General features: G+C 70.2%; 17 protein-coding genes. 16 read left to right on the forward strand and 1 reads right to left on the reverse strand.

What is annotated here, in order from left to right; genetic code table 11:
* The 14 genes from prfA to EDF38_RS05780 all read left to right on the forward strand — a co-directional run bounded on the left by prfA (position 1) and on the right by EDF38_RS05780 (position 12,302).
* Positions 1 to 1,083, forward strand: a complete 1,083-nt coding sequence (prfA, locus tag EDF38_RS05715; protein ID WP_123354366.1) for a peptide chain release factor 1 — start codon at positions 1 to 3, stop codon at positions 1,081 to 1,083.
* A complete protein-coding gene (prmC, locus tag EDF38_RS05720) occupies positions 1,080 to 1,979 on the forward strand; it encodes a peptide chain release factor N(5)-glutamine methyltransferase (RefSeq protein WP_123354367.1) in 900 nt (299 codons plus the stop codon). Before prfA ends, prmC begins: the two co-directional genes overlap by 4 nt.
* Positions 1,980 to 2,017: 38 nt before the next feature.
* Positions 2,018 to 2,695 (forward strand): L-threonylcarbamoyladenylate synthase, encoded by a 678-nt coding sequence (locus tag EDF38_RS05725; protein WP_123354368.1) that lies wholly within the window; start codon positions 2,018 to 2,020, stop codon positions 2,693 to 2,695.
* Positions 2,692 to 3,969, forward strand: coding sequence for an MraY family glycosyltransferase (locus EDF38_RS05730; RefSeq protein ID WP_123354369.1), 1,278 nt, complete (start codon positions 2,692 to 2,694; stop codon positions 3,967 to 3,969). Before EDF38_RS05725 ends, EDF38_RS05730 begins: the two co-directional genes overlap by 4 nt.
* A 5-nt stretch (positions 3,970 to 3,974) precedes the next feature.
* A complete protein-coding gene (locus tag EDF38_RS05735; protein ID WP_123354370.1) occupies positions 3,975 to 4,400 on the forward strand; it encodes a hypothetical protein in 426 nt (141 codons plus the stop codon).
* 240 nt (positions 4,401 to 4,640) lie between these two features.
* Entirely contained in the window at positions 4,641 to 5,447 is an 807-nt protein-coding gene (gene atpB / locus EDF38_RS05740; RefSeq protein ID WP_123354371.1) for a F0F1 ATP synthase subunit A, read from the forward strand.
* 56 nt (positions 5,448 to 5,503) lie between these two features.
* On the forward strand, positions 5,504 to 5,737 hold the full coding sequence (gene atpE / locus EDF38_RS05745; protein WP_043594505.1) for an ATP synthase F0 subunit C: 234 nt from the start codon (positions 5,504 to 5,506) through the stop codon (positions 5,735 to 5,737).
* 20 nt (positions 5,738 to 5,757) lie between these two features.
* A complete protein-coding gene (locus EDF38_RS05750) occupies positions 5,758 to 6,318 on the forward strand; it encodes a F0F1 ATP synthase subunit B (RefSeq protein WP_123354372.1) in 561 nt (186 codons plus the stop codon).
* A 2-nt stretch (positions 6,319 to 6,320) separates the two neighbouring features.
* Entirely contained in the window at positions 6,321 to 7,115 is a 795-nt protein-coding gene (locus EDF38_RS05755; RefSeq protein WP_123354373.1) for a F0F1 ATP synthase subunit delta, read from the forward strand.
* Between the two features lie 59 nt (positions 7,116 to 7,174).
* Positions 7,175 to 8,812 (forward strand): F0F1 ATP synthase subunit alpha, encoded by a 1,638-nt coding sequence (gene atpA, locus EDF38_RS05760; protein ID WP_123354374.1) that lies wholly within the window; start codon positions 7,175 to 7,177, stop codon positions 8,810 to 8,812.
* Positions 8,813 to 8,856: 44 nt separating this feature from the next.
* Positions 8,857 to 9,756 carry a F0F1 ATP synthase subunit gamma gene (locus tag EDF38_RS05765; RefSeq protein ID WP_123354375.1) on the forward strand — a complete coding sequence of 300 codons (900 nt, stop codon included), beginning with the start codon at positions 8,857 to 8,859 and terminating at the stop codon, positions 9,754 to 9,756.
* A gap of 39 nt (positions 9,757 to 9,795) precedes the next feature.
* A complete protein-coding gene (gene atpD, locus EDF38_RS05770; protein WP_123354376.1) occupies positions 9,796 to 11,256 on the forward strand; it encodes a F0F1 ATP synthase subunit beta in 1,461 nt (486 codons plus the stop codon).
* Positions 11,257 to 11,258: 2 nt separating this feature from the next.
* Positions 11,259 to 11,519, forward strand: coding sequence for a F0F1 ATP synthase subunit epsilon (locus EDF38_RS05775; protein WP_123354377.1), 261 nt, complete (start codon positions 11,259 to 11,261; stop codon positions 11,517 to 11,519).
* 24 nt (positions 11,520 to 11,543) lie between these two features.
* Positions 11,544 to 12,302, forward strand: coding sequence for a YaaA family protein (locus EDF38_RS05780; RefSeq protein WP_123354378.1), 759 nt, complete (start codon positions 11,544 to 11,546; stop codon positions 12,300 to 12,302).
* Here the strand turns inward: EDF38_RS05780 and EDF38_RS05785 are convergent, their stop codons facing one another.
* Complete coding sequence (locus tag EDF38_RS05785; RefSeq protein WP_123354379.1) at positions 12,303 to 12,860, reverse strand: methylated-DNA--[protein]-cysteine S-methyltransferase; 558 nt, start codon at positions 12,858 to 12,860, stop codon at positions 12,303 to 12,305. It abuts the gene before it with no gap.
* Between the two features lie 215 nt (positions 12,861 to 13,075).
* Between EDF38_RS05785 and EDF38_RS05790 the strand changes: the two genes are divergently transcribed.
* Together EDF38_RS05790 and EDF38_RS05795 are read left to right on the forward strand one after the other, a co-directional pair.
* On the forward strand, positions 13,076 to 13,615 hold the full coding sequence (locus tag EDF38_RS05790; protein WP_123354380.1) for an FHA domain-containing protein: 540 nt from the start codon (positions 13,076 to 13,078) through the stop codon (positions 13,613 to 13,615).
* Positions 13,612 to 14,430, forward strand: a complete 819-nt coding sequence (locus tag EDF38_RS05795) for a PP2C family serine/threonine-protein phosphatase (RefSeq protein WP_233572251.1) — start codon at positions 13,612 to 13,614, stop codon at positions 14,428 to 14,430. Before EDF38_RS05790 ends, EDF38_RS05795 begins: the two co-directional genes overlap by 4 nt.
* Positions 14,431 to 14,454: the final 24 nt, after the last annotated feature.

The raw sequence follows: 14,454 nt of genomic DNA on the forward strand, positions 1-14,454 counted from the left end.
GTGTTCGAGTCGGTGGCCGTGCTGCTGGCCGAGCACGACGAGCTGCAGACCCAGCTCAGCGACCCCGCGGTCCACGCGGACGCGGCCCGGGCCAAGAAGATCAACCGTCGCTACGCCGAGCTCAGCCGCATCGTGGCTGCCCACTCGGCGTGGCAGCAGACGGTCGACGACCTCGGTGCCGCGCGTGAGCTCGCCGCCGAGGACCCGGCGTTCGCCGAGGAGGTGCCCGCTCTCGAGCAGGGCCTCGACGAGGCGCAGGAGAAGCTCCGTCGCCTGCTGATCCCGCGCGACCCCGACGACGGACGCGACGTGATCATGGAGATCAAGGGCGGGGAGGGCGGTGCCGAGAGCGCGCTCTTCGCGGCCGACCTCCTGCGCATGTACCTGCACTACGCCGAGTCCAAGGGCTGGAAGAGCGAGATGATCGCCAGCGACGACTCCGACCTCGGCGGCTACAAGAACGTCCAGGTCGCCCTCAAGTCGAACGCGACCGACCCGGCGCAGGGCGTGTGGGCCCACCTCAAGTACGAGGGCGGGGTGCACCGCGTCCAGCGTGTGCCCGCCACCGAGTCGCAGGGCCGCATCCACACGTCGACCACCGGGGTGCTCGTCTTCCCCGAGGTCGACGAGCCGGAGGAGGTCGACATCAACCAGAACGACCTCAAGATCGACGTGTACCGGTCGAGCGGTCCCGGCGGCCAGTCGGTGAACACGACCGACTCCGCGGTGCGCATCACGCACCTCCCGACCGGCATCGTCGTGGCGATGCAGAACGAGAAGAGCCAGCTGCAGAACCGCGAGGCCGGCATGCGCGTCCTGCGCGCCCGCATCCTCGCGCGCCAGCAGGAGGAGCAGGCGGCGATCGCCTCCGACGCGCGGAAGAGCCAGATCCGGGGCATGGATCGGTCGGAGCGCATCCGCACGTACAACTTCCCCGAGAACCGCATCGCCGACCACCGCACGGGCTACAAGGCGTACAACCTCGACGCCGTGATGGACGGGGCCCTCGAGCCGGTCATCGAGTCGTGCATCCAGGCCGACGAAGAGGCGCGCCTCGCCGAGATCGGCGACGCCGCGTCGTGAGCGACGACGTCGAGGCGGCCTTCTCGGAGGTCGGCACGGTCGACGCCGCCCTGCGGGTCGCCTCGGCGGTGCTGGCCTCGGCCGGCGTGCCGACCCCGGGAGTCGACGCCGAGCTGCTCCTGGCCCACGTGACCGGCACGGGCCGCGGCGTGGTCCGGGCGCGTGCCGTCACCGGCTCCGCCCTGCTGCCCGGCCACAAGGAGGCGTTGGTCGCCTCCGTCGTCCGCCGCGCCTCCCGCGAGCCCCTGCAGCACATCACGGGCACGGCCGGGTTCCGGTCGCTCGAGCTGCACGTGGGCCCCGGGGTGTTCGTTCCCCGTCCGGAGACCGAGGGCGTGGCCCAGCTCGCCATCGACGCCCTGCGTGCCGCGCCCGAGGCCGAGCCGATCGCCGTCGACCTCGGCACCGGCAGCGGCGCCCTCGCCCTCGCCCTGGCGACCGAGGTGCCGCGCTCGCGCGTCGTCGCGGTCGAGGTCTCGCCGGATGCCGCCGCCTGGACCCGGCGCAACATCGACGCGGTCGCCGCCACGAACGTGCGGCTCGTCCAGGGCGACATGGCGACCGTGGCGGAGCAGCTGCCGGAGCTCGCGGGCGTCGTCGCGGTCGTCGTCAGCAACCCGCCGTACATCCCGGTGGGCATGGTCCCGCGCGACCCGGAGGTGCGTCTGCACGATCCCGCTACCGCGCTCTACGGGGGAGAGGACGGCCTCGACCTCGTGCGGGCGCTGTCGCTCACGGCCCAAGCCCTGCTGCGCCCCGGGGGCGCGCTCGTCATCGAGCACGGCGAGCTCCAGGGGGCGGCGATCCGCGACCTCCTGCGGGCGGACGGCTGGCGGGCGCCGGCCACGCAGGCCGACCTGACGGGTCGCGACCGGTCGACGACCGCGGTGCGCTGACCCGGTCACCAGGTCGACCGCACTATCATCGTCTCGTCATGGCCTCATTCTTCGACCTCTCCGTCGCCTCCGAGCTGCTCACCGGCATGCGCACCGCGCGCATGGCGATCGGGCGCGGCGAGCTGGTCGTCATGCCGACCGACACCGTGTACGGCGTCGCCGCCGACGCCTTCGACGCGACGGCCGTCCAGCGCCTGCTCGACGCCAAGGGGCGCGGGCGCCAGTCCCCGCCGCCGGTGCTCATCAAGGGGCTCGACACGCTCGCAGCCCTCACCGAGACGGTGCCCGACCTCGTCCGGCCGCTGCTCGACGAGTTCTGGCCCGGGCCCCTCACCGTGATCTTCCGCGCGCAGCCGGGCCTCAGCTGGGACCTCGGCGAGACCCGCGGCACGGTCGCCCTCCGCGTGCCGAGCCACCCGATGGCCCTCGAGCTCCTCGAAGAGACGGGGCCGCTGGCGGTGTCCAGCGCCAACCTCACCGGACGGCCCGCCGCCGAGAGGGCCGACGACGCCCGCGACATGCTCGGCGACGACGTCGCCGTCTACCTCGACGCCGGCGACGTGGGCAGCGGCTACGAGCGCCGCCCCGGGGCCAACACCGGGTCGACGATCGTCGACGCGACGGGGGCGGACGAGGGCGTGCTCCGCATCGTCCGGCACGGCGTCCTCGCCGACTCCGAGATCGTGCGCGTCGTCGGCGGCGACGCCGTCGCGTGAGGTACTACCTGCTGGCGCTGGCCATCTCGGCCGTCGTCAGCTTCGCGTTCTCCCTCGTCGTGTGGCGGGTCGGACTGCGCTTCCGGCTGTACCCGACGATCCGCGAGCGCGACGTCCACGTGCGTCCGACTCCACGGCTCGGGGGAGTGGCGATGTGGGCGGGGGTCGTCGTCGCCCTGCTCTCGGCGTGGTTCGTCTTCCCGCTCATCTCGGGCGTCGACTACTTCCGGCTCGTGTTCGCCGACGCCGGGCCCCCGCTGGCCATCCTGGGCGCGGCGACCATCATCGTCGTCATCGGCGTCGTCGACGACCTGTACGACCTCGACTGGATGACCAAGCTGGCGGGTCAGATCATCGCAGCCGGCGTGCTGGCGTGGCAGGGCGTCCAGCTGGTGTCGCTCCCGATCGGCAGCAGCCTGGCGATCGGCTCGCCGTTCATGTCGCTCATCCTCACCATCCTGGCGGTCGTGCTCGTCATGAACGCGGTCAACTTCATCGACGGCCTCGACGGCCTGGTGGCGGGCGTGACGATCATCGCCAACGGCGTCTTCTTCGTCTACAGCTTCGTCATCTCGCTGACCATCGGTCAGACCGAGTACTTCAACCTCGCCGCCCTGCTCACCGCGGTGCTGATCGGGGCGTGCCTCGGCTTCCTGCCGCTGAACTGGCACCCGGCCCGCCTGTTCATGGGCGACGCCGGGGCCCTGCTGACCGGCCTCCTCATGGCCACCAGCGCGATCTCCGTGACGGGGCAGATCGACCCGGCGACCATCTCCCGCACGGCGCTCCTGCCGGCCTTCATCCCGATCCTGCTGCCGTTCGCGGTGCTGATCGTGCCCCTCCTCGACTTCGGGCTCGCGGTCGTCCGCCGGGTGAGCGCCGGCAAGTCGCCCTTCACGGCCGACCGCAAGCACCTCCACCACCGCCTGCTCGACATGGGGCACTCGCACTTCCAGGCCGTGCTGATCTTCTACGCCTGGACCCTCGTCGTGTCGGTCGGCTGCCTCATGTTCCTGTTCGTCAAGCCCTCCTACCTCGTGGTCGTCTTCCTCGGGGTCGGCCTCGTGGCCTGCGCCGCCCTCACCCTCGCGCCGCTCAGCCGCCGCAAGAAGGTGGAGATCGCCGTCCAGGCCACCCGCCCCGACGACCTGGCCGAGTCCGCGAGCGACCGCTTCGACCCCCTCGACCACGCCGCCGACGCCCTCGACCCCCGCGACACCGACACGGCCAGCACGGCCGTGGTGCCCGAGCTCGCCCCACCGAAAGAAGCCTGACACCGATGAACGCCCGCTCGATCTTCCTCAAGATCCTGACGTACACCGGCCTCCTGGCCCTCGCCATCGCCGTCGTCGGGGGAGGCCTCGGCTACCTCGCCGCCGGCACCGACGGCCTGTGGAGCGCCCTCGTCGGCGTCGGCCTCGCCGTCCTCTTCGCGGGCATCACCGCCGCGAGCATGCTCGTCGCCATCCGCTTCCGGCTGGCGGGATTCTTCGGCATCGTGATGGGGGCGTGGCTGCTCAAGCTCGTCATCTTCATCGTGCTGCTCGTCCTCGTTCGCGACCAGCCGTTCGTCGACGACGTCGTGCTCTTCCTCGCCCTGGTCGTGTCGATCGTCGGCACGCTGGTGATCGACGCGCTGGTCGTCGTGCGGGGCCGTCTCGCGCACGTCAGCGACGCCGTGCTGCCCCCCGCTCCGGTCGACTGAGGCCCCCGTCAGGAGGCGCGGGACGACTCGCCCCTCCCCATCCGGTCCCCGAGGTCGCCGGCATTGCGTGCAGGCCGTGAAATGTGTCCTGCCGATTCGTCGTGACGCTCATTCACTTGATAGAGTCATCCCCGTTCCCCGGCCGCGATTCTCTGCGTTCACGGATGACAACCCCACCAATCGTCGCGACACTTCAGGGTGTTCGCCCCGACACAGGAGATAGCGCTGATAGCGAACGCTGTGAACCTGCTCTCCGCTGCCGATGCCGGCCACGGAGACGGGGGATTCCACGCCCCGACTCTTGACGAGTTCTTCCCTTCCGCCATCTTCTTCGAAGGCACGCCCTTCGAGCTGAACCGCATCATGCTGGTCCGACTCTTCGCGATCGCCGTCATGCTGCTGCTGTTCTGGCTGGCTCTCCGCAAGGGGCGCCTCGTGCCCTCCCGCGGCCAGAGCATCGCCGAGCTGGGCCTCGATTTCGTCCGCATCCAGATCGTCGAGGAGATCCTCGGCGAGAAGCTCGGTCGCAAGTACCTGCCGCTCTTGGCGGCGATGTTCTTCGGCATCTTCGCCATGAACATCACCGGCATCGTGCCGGGCCTCAACATCGCCGGCACCTCGGTCGTGGCGATGCCCCTGCTGCTCGGCGTCGTCGCCTACGTGATGTTCATCTACGCGGGCTTCCGCGAGGTGGGCGGTGCGACGTTCTTCAAGAACGCGCTGTTCCCCGCCGGTGTGCCTTGGTACATGTACATCCTGCTGACGCCGATCGAGTTCATCAACATCTTCATCGTGCGGCCGATCTCGTTGGCTCTCCGACTGCTGCTGAACATGATGGTCGGGCACCTGCTCCTGGTGCTCTGCTTCGCGGCGACGCACTTCTTCTTCTTCAGCATGAGCGGCGGATTCGTCGCGTTCGGTGCGCTCACGCTCATCGGCGGCTTCGTGATGACCATCGTCGAGATGGCCGTCGCCGTGCTGCAGGCCTACGTCTTCACACTCCTCGCCTCGGTCTACATCCAACAGGCTGCGTCGAACGAACACTAAGAACACGACGACGACCGTCGACCGACGGTCATCGCCCAACCGGAAGGAAACACACAGTGGACACCACCACGATCCTCGCTGAGATCAACGGCAACATCGCGACCGTCGGCTACGGCCTCGCTGCGATCGGCCCCGGCATCGGCATCGGCATCGTCGCGGGCAAGACCGTCGAGGCCATGGCCCGCCAGCCCGAGCTCGCCGGCCGTCTCCAGGTCACGATGTTCCTCGGCATCGCCTTCACCGAGCTGCTGGGCTTCATCGGCCTCGCCGCCGGCTTCATCTTCTCCTGATCAGTTAGGACGACACACCGATGATCGAGACGATCCTCGCGGCAGAGGGAGGGGCGCCCGAAGGGGCTGCCGTCTTCTTCCCCGCCGGTTACGACATCCTCTGGTCACTCGTCGTCTTCGTGGTCATCGCTGCGTTCTTCGGGATCTTCGCGATCCCGAGGTTCCGCAAGATCCTCGACGAGCGCGCCGAGCGCATCGAGGGCGGCATCAAGCACGCCGAGGCCGCCCAGGCCGAGGCTGCCCAGGCCCTCGACGAGTACAAGAAGCAGCTGGCCGACGCCCGCGCCGAGGCAGCACGCATCCGTGAGGCCGCGCGCGCCGAGGGTGCCGAGATCCTGGCCGACCTCAAGCAGCAGGCCCAGGCCGAGGCCGACCGCGTCACCGCGAACGCCCACGTGCAGATCGAGGCCGAGCGGGCGGCTGCCGTCGCCTCGCTCCGCGCCGAGGTCGGCTCGCTGGCGATCGACCTCGCCTCCGGCGTCATCGGCGAGTCGCTGAACGACGACGCTCGCGCGTCGGCCGTCGTCGATCGCTTCCTGGCCGACCTCGAGGCCGACCAGAACTCGAAGGCGGGCAACTGACGATGGGTTCCATGACCAGAGAGGCCCTCAGCTCGGCGCGGACGGTGCTCGCCGACCTCGGCGACTCGGCCGACCTGGCCACGGGTGAGCAGCTGCTCGACGCCGGTCGCGTGATCGGCGGGTCCGTCCAGCTGCAGGCCTACTTCGCCGACCCGTCGGTCGAGGTCAGCGTGAAGAAGCAGCTGCTCGACCGCCTGTTCGGCTCGTTCTCCGAGTCGGCCCGAGCCCTGCTCGTGTCGGTCGTGGGCAGCCGCTGGTCGTCTGACCGCGACCTGCTCGCCGGGGTGGAGGAGCTCGGCATCCGCGTCGTCGCCTCCAGCGCCCCGGGCGACAGCAGCATCGAGAACGAGCTCTTCGCGTTCGACGCGGCGGTCCGCTCCGACGCCCAGCTCGAGCTCGCCATCGGCACCAAGCTGAGCGACCCCGAGGCGAAGTCCGGACTCGTCCGTCGACTCCTCGAGGGCAAGGCCAGCGAGCAGACGCTGGCGATCGCGACCCACCTCGTGCGTCAGCCCCGGGGACGACGCATCGGCGAGCTGCTCCGCAGCGCCGCCGAGATCGTCGCCGACCAGTCGCACCAGCTCGTCGCGACGGTCACCGTCGCGAAGCCGCTCGACGAGTCGCACGCGGCCCGCCTCGAGCAGGGTCTCGCCGCGCAGTTCGGGCGTAGCCTCCGCATCAACCAGGTCATCGACCCCGCCGTCATCGGCGGGCTGCGCGTGCAGATCGGTGACGAGGTCATCGACGGGACCGTGGCCACCAAGCTCAGCCTGCTCCGCCTCCAGCTCGCCGGCTAGGCACGCTCCCACACACAGACTCGAGGCCTCCCGAAGCCTCGCTACGAATAGGAATCACAATGGCAGACATCAAGATCAGCCCCGATGAGATTCGCGACGCGCTGAAGGACTTCGTCTCGTCGTACGACCCCTCGAAGGCCTCGACCACCGAGGTCGGCTACGTCACCGACGCCGCCGACGGCATCGCCCACGTCCAGGGCCTCCCCGGCGTCATGGCCAACGAGCTCATCCGCTTCGCGGACGGCACGCAGGGCCTGGCCCAGAACCTCGACGAGGACGAGATCGGCGCCATCGTGCTCGGCGAGTTCTCCGGCATCGAGGAGGGCATGGAGGTCACCCGCACCGGCGAGGTCCTCTCCGTCCCCGTCGGCGACGGCTACCTCGGCCGAGTGGTCGACCCGCTCGGCGCCCCCATCGACGGCCTCGGCGAGATCGCGACGGAGGGTCGTCGTGCCCTCGAGCTCCAGGCTCCCGGCGTCATGCAGCGCAAGTCGGTGCACGAGCCCATGCAGACGGGCATCAAGGCGATCGACGCCATGATCCCGGTCGGCCGTGGTCAGCGACAGCTCATCATCGGCGACCGCCAGACCGGCAAGACCGCGATCGCGATCGACACGATCATCAACCAGAAGGCCAACTGGGAGTCCGGCGACGAGACCAAACAGGTCCGCTGCATCTACGTCGCCATCGGCCAGAAGGGCTCGACGATCGCGTCCGTCAAGGGTGCCCTGGAAGACGCCGGTGCGCTCGAGTACACGACGATCGTCGCCGCCCCGGCCTCCGACCCCGCCGGCTTCAAGTACCTCGCGCCCTACACCGGCTCGGCCATCGGTCAGCACTGGATGTACAGCGGCAAGCACGTCCTCATCATCTTCGACGACCTGTCGAAGCAGGCCGAGGCCTACCGCGCCGTCTCGCTCCTCCTGCGCCGCCCGCCGGGCCGCGAGGCGTACCCCGGCGACGTGTTCTACCTGCACTCGCGCCTGCTCGAGCGTTGCGCCAAGCTGTCCGACGAGCTGGGCGCCGGCTCGATGACGGGCCTGCCCATCATCGAGACCAAGGCCAACGACGTGTCGGCCTACATCCCCACGAACGTGATCTCGATCACCGACGGCCAGATCTTCCTCCAGTCCGACCTCTTCAACGCCAACCAGCGTCCGGCGGTCGACGTCGGCATCTCGGTGTCGCGCGTCGGCGGCGACGCCCAGGTGAAGTCGATCAAGAAGGTCTCCGGCACGCTCAAGCTCGAGCTGGCGCAGTACCGCTCGCTCGAGGCCTTCGCGATGTTCGCGTCCGACCTCGACGCGGCCAGCCGTCGTCAGCTCGCCCGTGGCGCCCGCCTCACCGAGCTCCTGAAGCAGCCGCAGTACTCGCCCTACCCGGTCGAGGACCAGGTCGTCTCGATCTGGGCCGGCACCAACGGCAAGCTCGACGAGGTCCCGGTCTCGGACATCCTCCGCTTCGAGCGCGAGCTGCTCGACTACCTGGCCCGCAACACCTCCGTGCTGTCCGACCTGCGGGAGAAGAACGTGCTCTCCGACGAGATCGTCTCGGCGCTCGACGCCGCGGTCGACTCGTTCAAGCAGGAGTTCCAGACGGGCGAGGGCAAGCCGCTGGCCTCCGTCGGCCGCGAGGAGTTCCGGGCCACCGACGCCGACGACGTCAACCAGGAGAAGATCGTCAAGGCCAAGCGCTGACGCGCCTGCCCGACGATCACGACTGACGAGACAACAGGAGAGTCATGGGAGCCCAACTACGGGTCTACCGACAGAGGATCCGCTCCGCGCAGACGACCAAGAAGGTCACCCGCGCCATGGAGCTCATCTCTGCCTCGCGCATCCAGAAGGCGCAGGCGCGGATGAAGGCCTCGGGGCCGTACTCGCGTGCCATCACGCGGGCGGTGTCGGCCGTGGCGACGTTCTCGGACGTCGACCACATCCTCACCACCGAGCCGGCGACCATCGAGCGGGCGGCGGTCGTGGTCTTCACGTCCGACCGCGGCCTCAACGGCGCCTTCAGCTCGAACACGCTGAAGGAGGCGGAGCAGCTGTCGCAGCTGCTCCGTGACCAGGGCAAGGACGTCGTCTACTACCTCGTGGGACGCAAGGCGCAGAACTACTTCGCCTTCCGCAAACGCGACTCGGAGCAGATCTGGACGGGCAACACCGACCAGCCCGAGTTCGGCACCGCGAAGGAGATCGGCGACGCCGTCGTCGGCAAGTTCCTCACGACCGCGGCCGAGGGCGGCGTGGACGAGATCCACATCGTCTACAACCGATTCGTCAACATGGTCAGCCAGGTGCCCGAGGTGGTGCGCCTGCTGCCCCTCGAGGTGGTCGAGGGCATCGAGGAGCCCGCGGACGACGAGGTGCTCCCGCTGTACGACTTCGAGCCCGACCCGACCGAGGTGCTGGACGCGCTGCTGCCCGTCTACATCGAGAGCCGCATCTTCAACGCGATGCTGCAGTCGGCCGCGTCCGAGCACGCGGCTCGCCAGAAGGCGATGAAGGCGGCGAGCGACAACGCCGACACCCTCATCCGCGACTTCACCCGCCTGGCGAACAACGCCCGGCAGGCCGAGATCACTCAGCAGATCTCCGAGATCGTGGGCGGCGCCGACGCCCTGAGCTCGGCCAAGTAGATCTGCTCATCAGCATCACCATCCGAAGAGAGAGAAGCCATGACTGACACCGCAACCGCGCCGGTCGCGACCGAGTCGGCTCCCGGCGTCGGGCGAGTCGCCCGGGTCACGGGCCCCGTCGTCGACATCGAGTTCCCGCACGACGCCATCCCCGGCGTGTACAACGCCCTGCACACGACGATCACGATCGGCGAGACGACCAGCGAGCTGACGCTCGAGGTCGCGCAGCACCTGGGCGACGACCTCGTCCGGGCCATCGCGCTCAAGCCGACCGACGGCCTGGTCCGCGGCCAGGAGGTCACCGACACCGGTGCGCCCATCTCGGTCCCGGTCGGTGACGTCACCAAGGGCAAGGTCTTCTCCGTCACGGGCGAGATCCTCAACCTCGAGGGCGGCGAGACGGTGGAGATCACCGAGCGCTGGCCGATCCACCGCAAGCCCCCGGCCTTCGACCAGCTGGAGTCGAAGACGCAGCTCTTCGAGACCGGCATCAAGTCGATCGACCTCCTCACCCCCTACGTGCAGGGCGGCAAGATCGGCCTCTTCGGCGGTGCGGGCGTCGGCAAGACGGTCCTCATCCAGGAGATGATCCAGCGCGTCGCGCAGGACCACGGTGGTGTGTCGGTGTTCGCCGGTGTCGGCGAGCGCACCCGCGAGGGCAACGACCTCATCGCCGAGATGGACGAGGCGGGCGTGTTCGACAAGACCGCCCTCGTCTTCGGCCAGATGGACGAGCCGCCGGGGACGCGCCTCCGCGTGGCCCTGTCGGCGCTGACGATGGCGGAGTACTTCCGTGACGTGCAGAAGCAGGACGTCCTGCTCTTCATCGACAACATCTTCCGCTTCACGCAGGCCGGTTCCGAGGTCTCCACGCTGCTCGGCCGCATGCCGTCGGCCGTGGGTTACCAGCCGAACCTCGCCGACGAGATGGGCGTCCTCCAGGAGCGCATCACGTCCACGCGCGGACACTCGATCACCTCGCTGCAGGCGATCTACGTCCCCGCCGACGACTACACCGACCCGGCGCCGGCCACGACCTTCGCCCACCTCGACGCGACGACGGAGCTGTCCCGCGAGATCGCGTCGCAGGGCCTCTACCCCGCGATCGACCCGCTGACCTCGACGAGCCGCATCCTCGATCCCCGTTACCTGGGCGAGGCGCACTACAACACGGCGATCCGCGTCAAGGCGATCCTGCAGAAGAACAAAGAACTGCAGGAGATCATCGCCATCCTCGGCGTCGACGAGCTGTCGGAGGAGGACAAGATCACGGTCTCCCGTGCTCGCCGCATCCAGCAGTTCCTCTCGCAGAACACCTACATGGCGAAGAAGTTCACCGGTGTCGAGGGCTCGACCGTCCCGCTGAAGGACACCATCGAGTCGTTCACGGCGATCGCCGACGGCGAGTTCGACCACGTCGCGACGCAGGCCTTCTTCAACGTCGGGTCCATCTCCGACGTCGAGGAGAAGTGGGCTCAGATCCAGAAGGAGAACGGCTGATCGTGGCTGCTCTCACCGTGAGCGTCGTCTCGGCCGACCAGGAAGTCTGGTCGGGCGAGGCGTCGTCGATCGTCGCCCGCACCGCCGAGGGTGAGATCGGGATCCTCCCCGGTCACGAGCCCATCCTCGCGATCCTGGCCTCGGGCCAGGTCCGCGTCCGCCTCAGCGACGGTTCGACCGTCGAGGCGACGGCGGACGACGGGTTCCTCTCCGTCGAGAACGACACGGTCACCGTCGTGGCCCGCAACGCCCAGCTCGCCTGACCCGTCGTCCTCACCAGATCCACCGTGCTGTTCCTGCTGCCCCCGTCCGAGACCAAGCTCGACGGGGGCAGCGGTGCGTCCGGGCTCGACCTGCCCTCGTGGGCGTTCCCGGAGCTGGCGGCGGTGCGCGGCGACGTGATCTCGCGCCTCCTCACGATGTCGGCGGACGCCGAGGGCTCGATGCGAGCGCTGAAGATCGGGCCGCGGCTCGCGTCGGAGGTCGAGCGCAACCGCGCACTGGCGACCTCGCCGAGCATGCGGGCGCTCGAGCGCTACACCGGGGTGCTCTACGACCCGATCCGCGCGGGCGAACTCGACGAGGCCTCGTGGCGGTGGGCCTCGCGGCACGTCCTGATCCACTCGGCGCTCTTCGGCCCGCTGCGCGCGACCGACCTCATCCCGGCGTACCGGCTCTCGCACGACTCGAGGCTGCCGGGGGCGAGCCTCCGGTCGACCTGGAGCGGCCCCGTGGCGGAGAGCCTCGCGTCCGTGGACGCCTTCGTGGTGGACCTGAGGTCCGAGGGCTACGTCGGGCTCGGTCCGGTCGTCGGGGCTCGGTCGACCTACCTTCGCGTCGTCGCTGACGACGGGGGCCGCCGACGTGCCCTCAACCACTTCAACAAGAAGTCGAAGGGACTGCTGATCGCGGCGTTGCTCCGCGACCAGCCCGAACTCCGCGGGCTCGACGACCTCGTCGCGTGGGGTGCCGACCGGGGCGTCCGGCTGGAGCCCGGCCGGGAGACCCAGCTCGTCTCGGAGAGCCTCTTGTCGACGTCGGCCTGATCACAGCGGCCGCGGTCCCTCCCGGTGGACGATGCCCTCGTGTCGCAGCAGCCACTTCTTGGTCTCGAGGCCAGCCCCGACGCTGTAGCCCGTGACGCCGCCGGTTCGGCCGAGGACCCGGTGGCAGGGCACCAGCAGGGGCAGCGGATTCGCCCTCACCGCGCCTCCCACCGCCCGACCGGCGTGCGGGTTGCCGATGGTGCCGCCCAGCCGCCCGTACGTCGTGGTCTCTCCCCAGGAGACGGCGGCCAGCGCCGACCAGACGGAGCGCTGGAACGGCGTGCCCGTGAGGCGCAGCGGCAGGTCGAACCACCGTCGCTGCCCGAGGAAGTAGTCGGCGATCTGCACCCGCGCCGCCTCCAACAGGGCGTCGGCGCGCTCGGGCTCGCCGTCGTGGGGCAGCGAGCCGTCCCGCTCGACCGTCACGCGCTCGACGGCGAAGGCGCGGCTGACGACCTCGATGCGGCCGACGGGGGAGCGGAGGCGGACGAACCCGACAGGGTCGTCGGGTTCGTCGTGCCCCGGCGGAGGGGGCGGGACCAGGGCCAGTCTCGTCATGGGGCGACGGTAGGAGGCGCCGGGGCGGGCCCGTCAGGAGGCTCGGTGCGCCTGGGGACGACGAAGGCCGAGGCTGAGCTGTGGAGGGACGGGCGCCACGTGACCGGCACCTGCGGCGGGGTCCGACGGCCGATAGCCTCGGACGGGCAGATGGGGGAGCTCGGCTCGTCGACCTGCTCGCCGCACGACCACGTTCCTCGACGGAAGGCCCGCCCATGCACACGGATGCCGAGCAGGGCCGACAGGACGGCCCGCCCCGCCCCGACGACACCGTGCTGGTGGCCGGGCTCCGCGGCGGGCTCGACGACACGGTGCTGCGTCCGCGGCCCGGTGCCGGCATCGGTCGGGCGACCGTCGACGCTGGTCGCACCGCGAGCCGGACGCGGCCCGCGTGGGCCGTGCGCGTCGCGGGAGCGGAGCACGTGCTCGCGGCTCCGCTCGTCGTCGGCCGCCGCCCGTCGGCGCCGCGCGTCGTGGCGGGCGTGCAGCCCGTGCTCGTGGCGGTGGAGTCCCCGGGCGGGCTCGTGTCGTCGTCGCACGTCCGGGTGGAGCAGGTCGGCGACGTCGTCGTCGTGACCGACCTCCGGTCGACGAACGGCACGTCCGTCCGCGCTCCGGGCCGCGTTCCCGTCTCGCTCCGGCAGGGCGAGTCCGTCACGGCCTCGGCAGGCACCATAGTGGACGTCGGCGACGGCGTCCTCCTCGAGATCCTGTCCCACCATCGCGTCCCCTCCCAGGAAGATCACCACTCGTGACAGAGCTCGGCCAGCCGACCACCGACCACCCGATCACGTCCGGCGAGGGCGCCGTCTCGCTCGACTGGGCGGCGGTCACCGACGTCGGGCTCCGGCGGGCGCACAACGAGGACAGCTACCTCGCCTCCGCGCCGCTCTTCGTCGTGGCCGACGGCATGGGCGGGCACACGGCCGGCGACGTGGCGAGCGACGCGGTCGTCCGTCGCATGGGCGAGATCCCGGCGGGGGAGTGGCTCCGACCCCAGGACGTCGAGGAGGCGCTCCGTCGCGCGACGGAGGACATCGCCGTCGCGGCCGAGGGCACCGAGCTCGGCGTCGGCACGACCGTCACGGGCGCCTTCCTGTCGCTCCGGGACGGCGTCCCGGAGTTCACGGTCTTCAACGTCGGCGACTCTCGCGTCTACCTCCACGAGGGAGGCGAGCTGCAGCAGGTCACCGTCGACCACTCCGTCGTCCAGGAGATGGTCGACGCCGGACTCCTCCGGGCCGAGGACGCCGAGGACCACCCCGACAGCAACGTCATCACGCGGGCCGTGGGCTTCGACGTCGACGCGCGGCCCGACTACTGGCGCGTGCCCCTCCGGGCCGGCCAGCGCCTCCTCGTCTGCTCCGACGGGCTCACGAAGGAGCTGCGGCCGGCGCGCATCGCGGAGCTGCTCGAGAGCGTGCCGGGTGCGGCCCGCACCGCCTCCGCCCTCGTCCGCGCGGCCGTCGAAGCGGGTGGCCGGGACAACGTGACGGTCGTCGTCGTCGACGTCCGGGGTACAAGCGCCGAGCCGACCGAGACGACCGGCTCGGGCCCGATCCCCGACTGACAAGGGCTCGGCCGCTCGGTCCTC

Source organism: Frigoribacterium sp. PhB160 (assembly GCF_003751785.1).
In the GTDB taxonomy this organism is placed as follows: Bacteria; Actinomycetota; Actinomycetes; order Actinomycetales; family Microbacteriaceae; genus Frigoribacterium.

What these genes read in the sequence shown, in the direction of transcription:
- atpA (WP_123354374.1), top strand. Translation starts at nt 7,175, where the DNA reads ATGGCAGACATCAAGATCAGCCCCGATGAGATTCGCGACGCGCTGAAG.
- EDF38_RS05755 (WP_123354373.1), top strand. Translation starts at nt 6,321, where the DNA reads ATGGGTTCCATGACCAGAGAGGCCCTCAGCTCGGCGCGGACGGTGCTC.
- EDF38_RS05750 (WP_123354372.1), top strand. Translation starts at nt 5,758, where the DNA reads ATGATCGAGACGATCCTCGCGGCAGAGGGAGGGGCGCCCGAAGGGGCT.
- EDF38_RS05790 (WP_123354380.1), top strand. Translation starts at nt 13,076, where the DNA reads ATGCACACGGATGCCGAGCAGGGCCGACAGGACGGCCCGCCCCGCCCC.
- EDF38_RS05735 (WP_123354370.1), top strand. Translation starts at nt 3,975, where the DNA reads ATGAACGCCCGCTCGATCTTCCTCAAGATCCTGACGTACACCGGCCTC.
- EDF38_RS05785 (WP_123354379.1), bottom strand. Translation starts at nt 12,860, where the DNA reads ATGACGAGACTGGCCCTGGTCCCGCCCCCTCCGCCGGGGCACGACGAA.
- atpD (WP_123354376.1), top strand. Translation starts at nt 9,796, where the DNA reads ATGACTGACACCGCAACCGCGCCGGTCGCGACCGAGTCGGCTCCCGGC.
- EDF38_RS05765 (WP_123354375.1), top strand. Translation starts at nt 8,857, where the DNA reads ATGGGAGCCCAACTACGGGTCTACCGACAGAGGATCCGCTCCGCGCAG.
- EDF38_RS05725 (WP_123354368.1), top strand. Translation starts at nt 2,018, where the DNA reads ATGGCCTCATTCTTCGACCTCTCCGTCGCCTCCGAGCTGCTCACCGGC.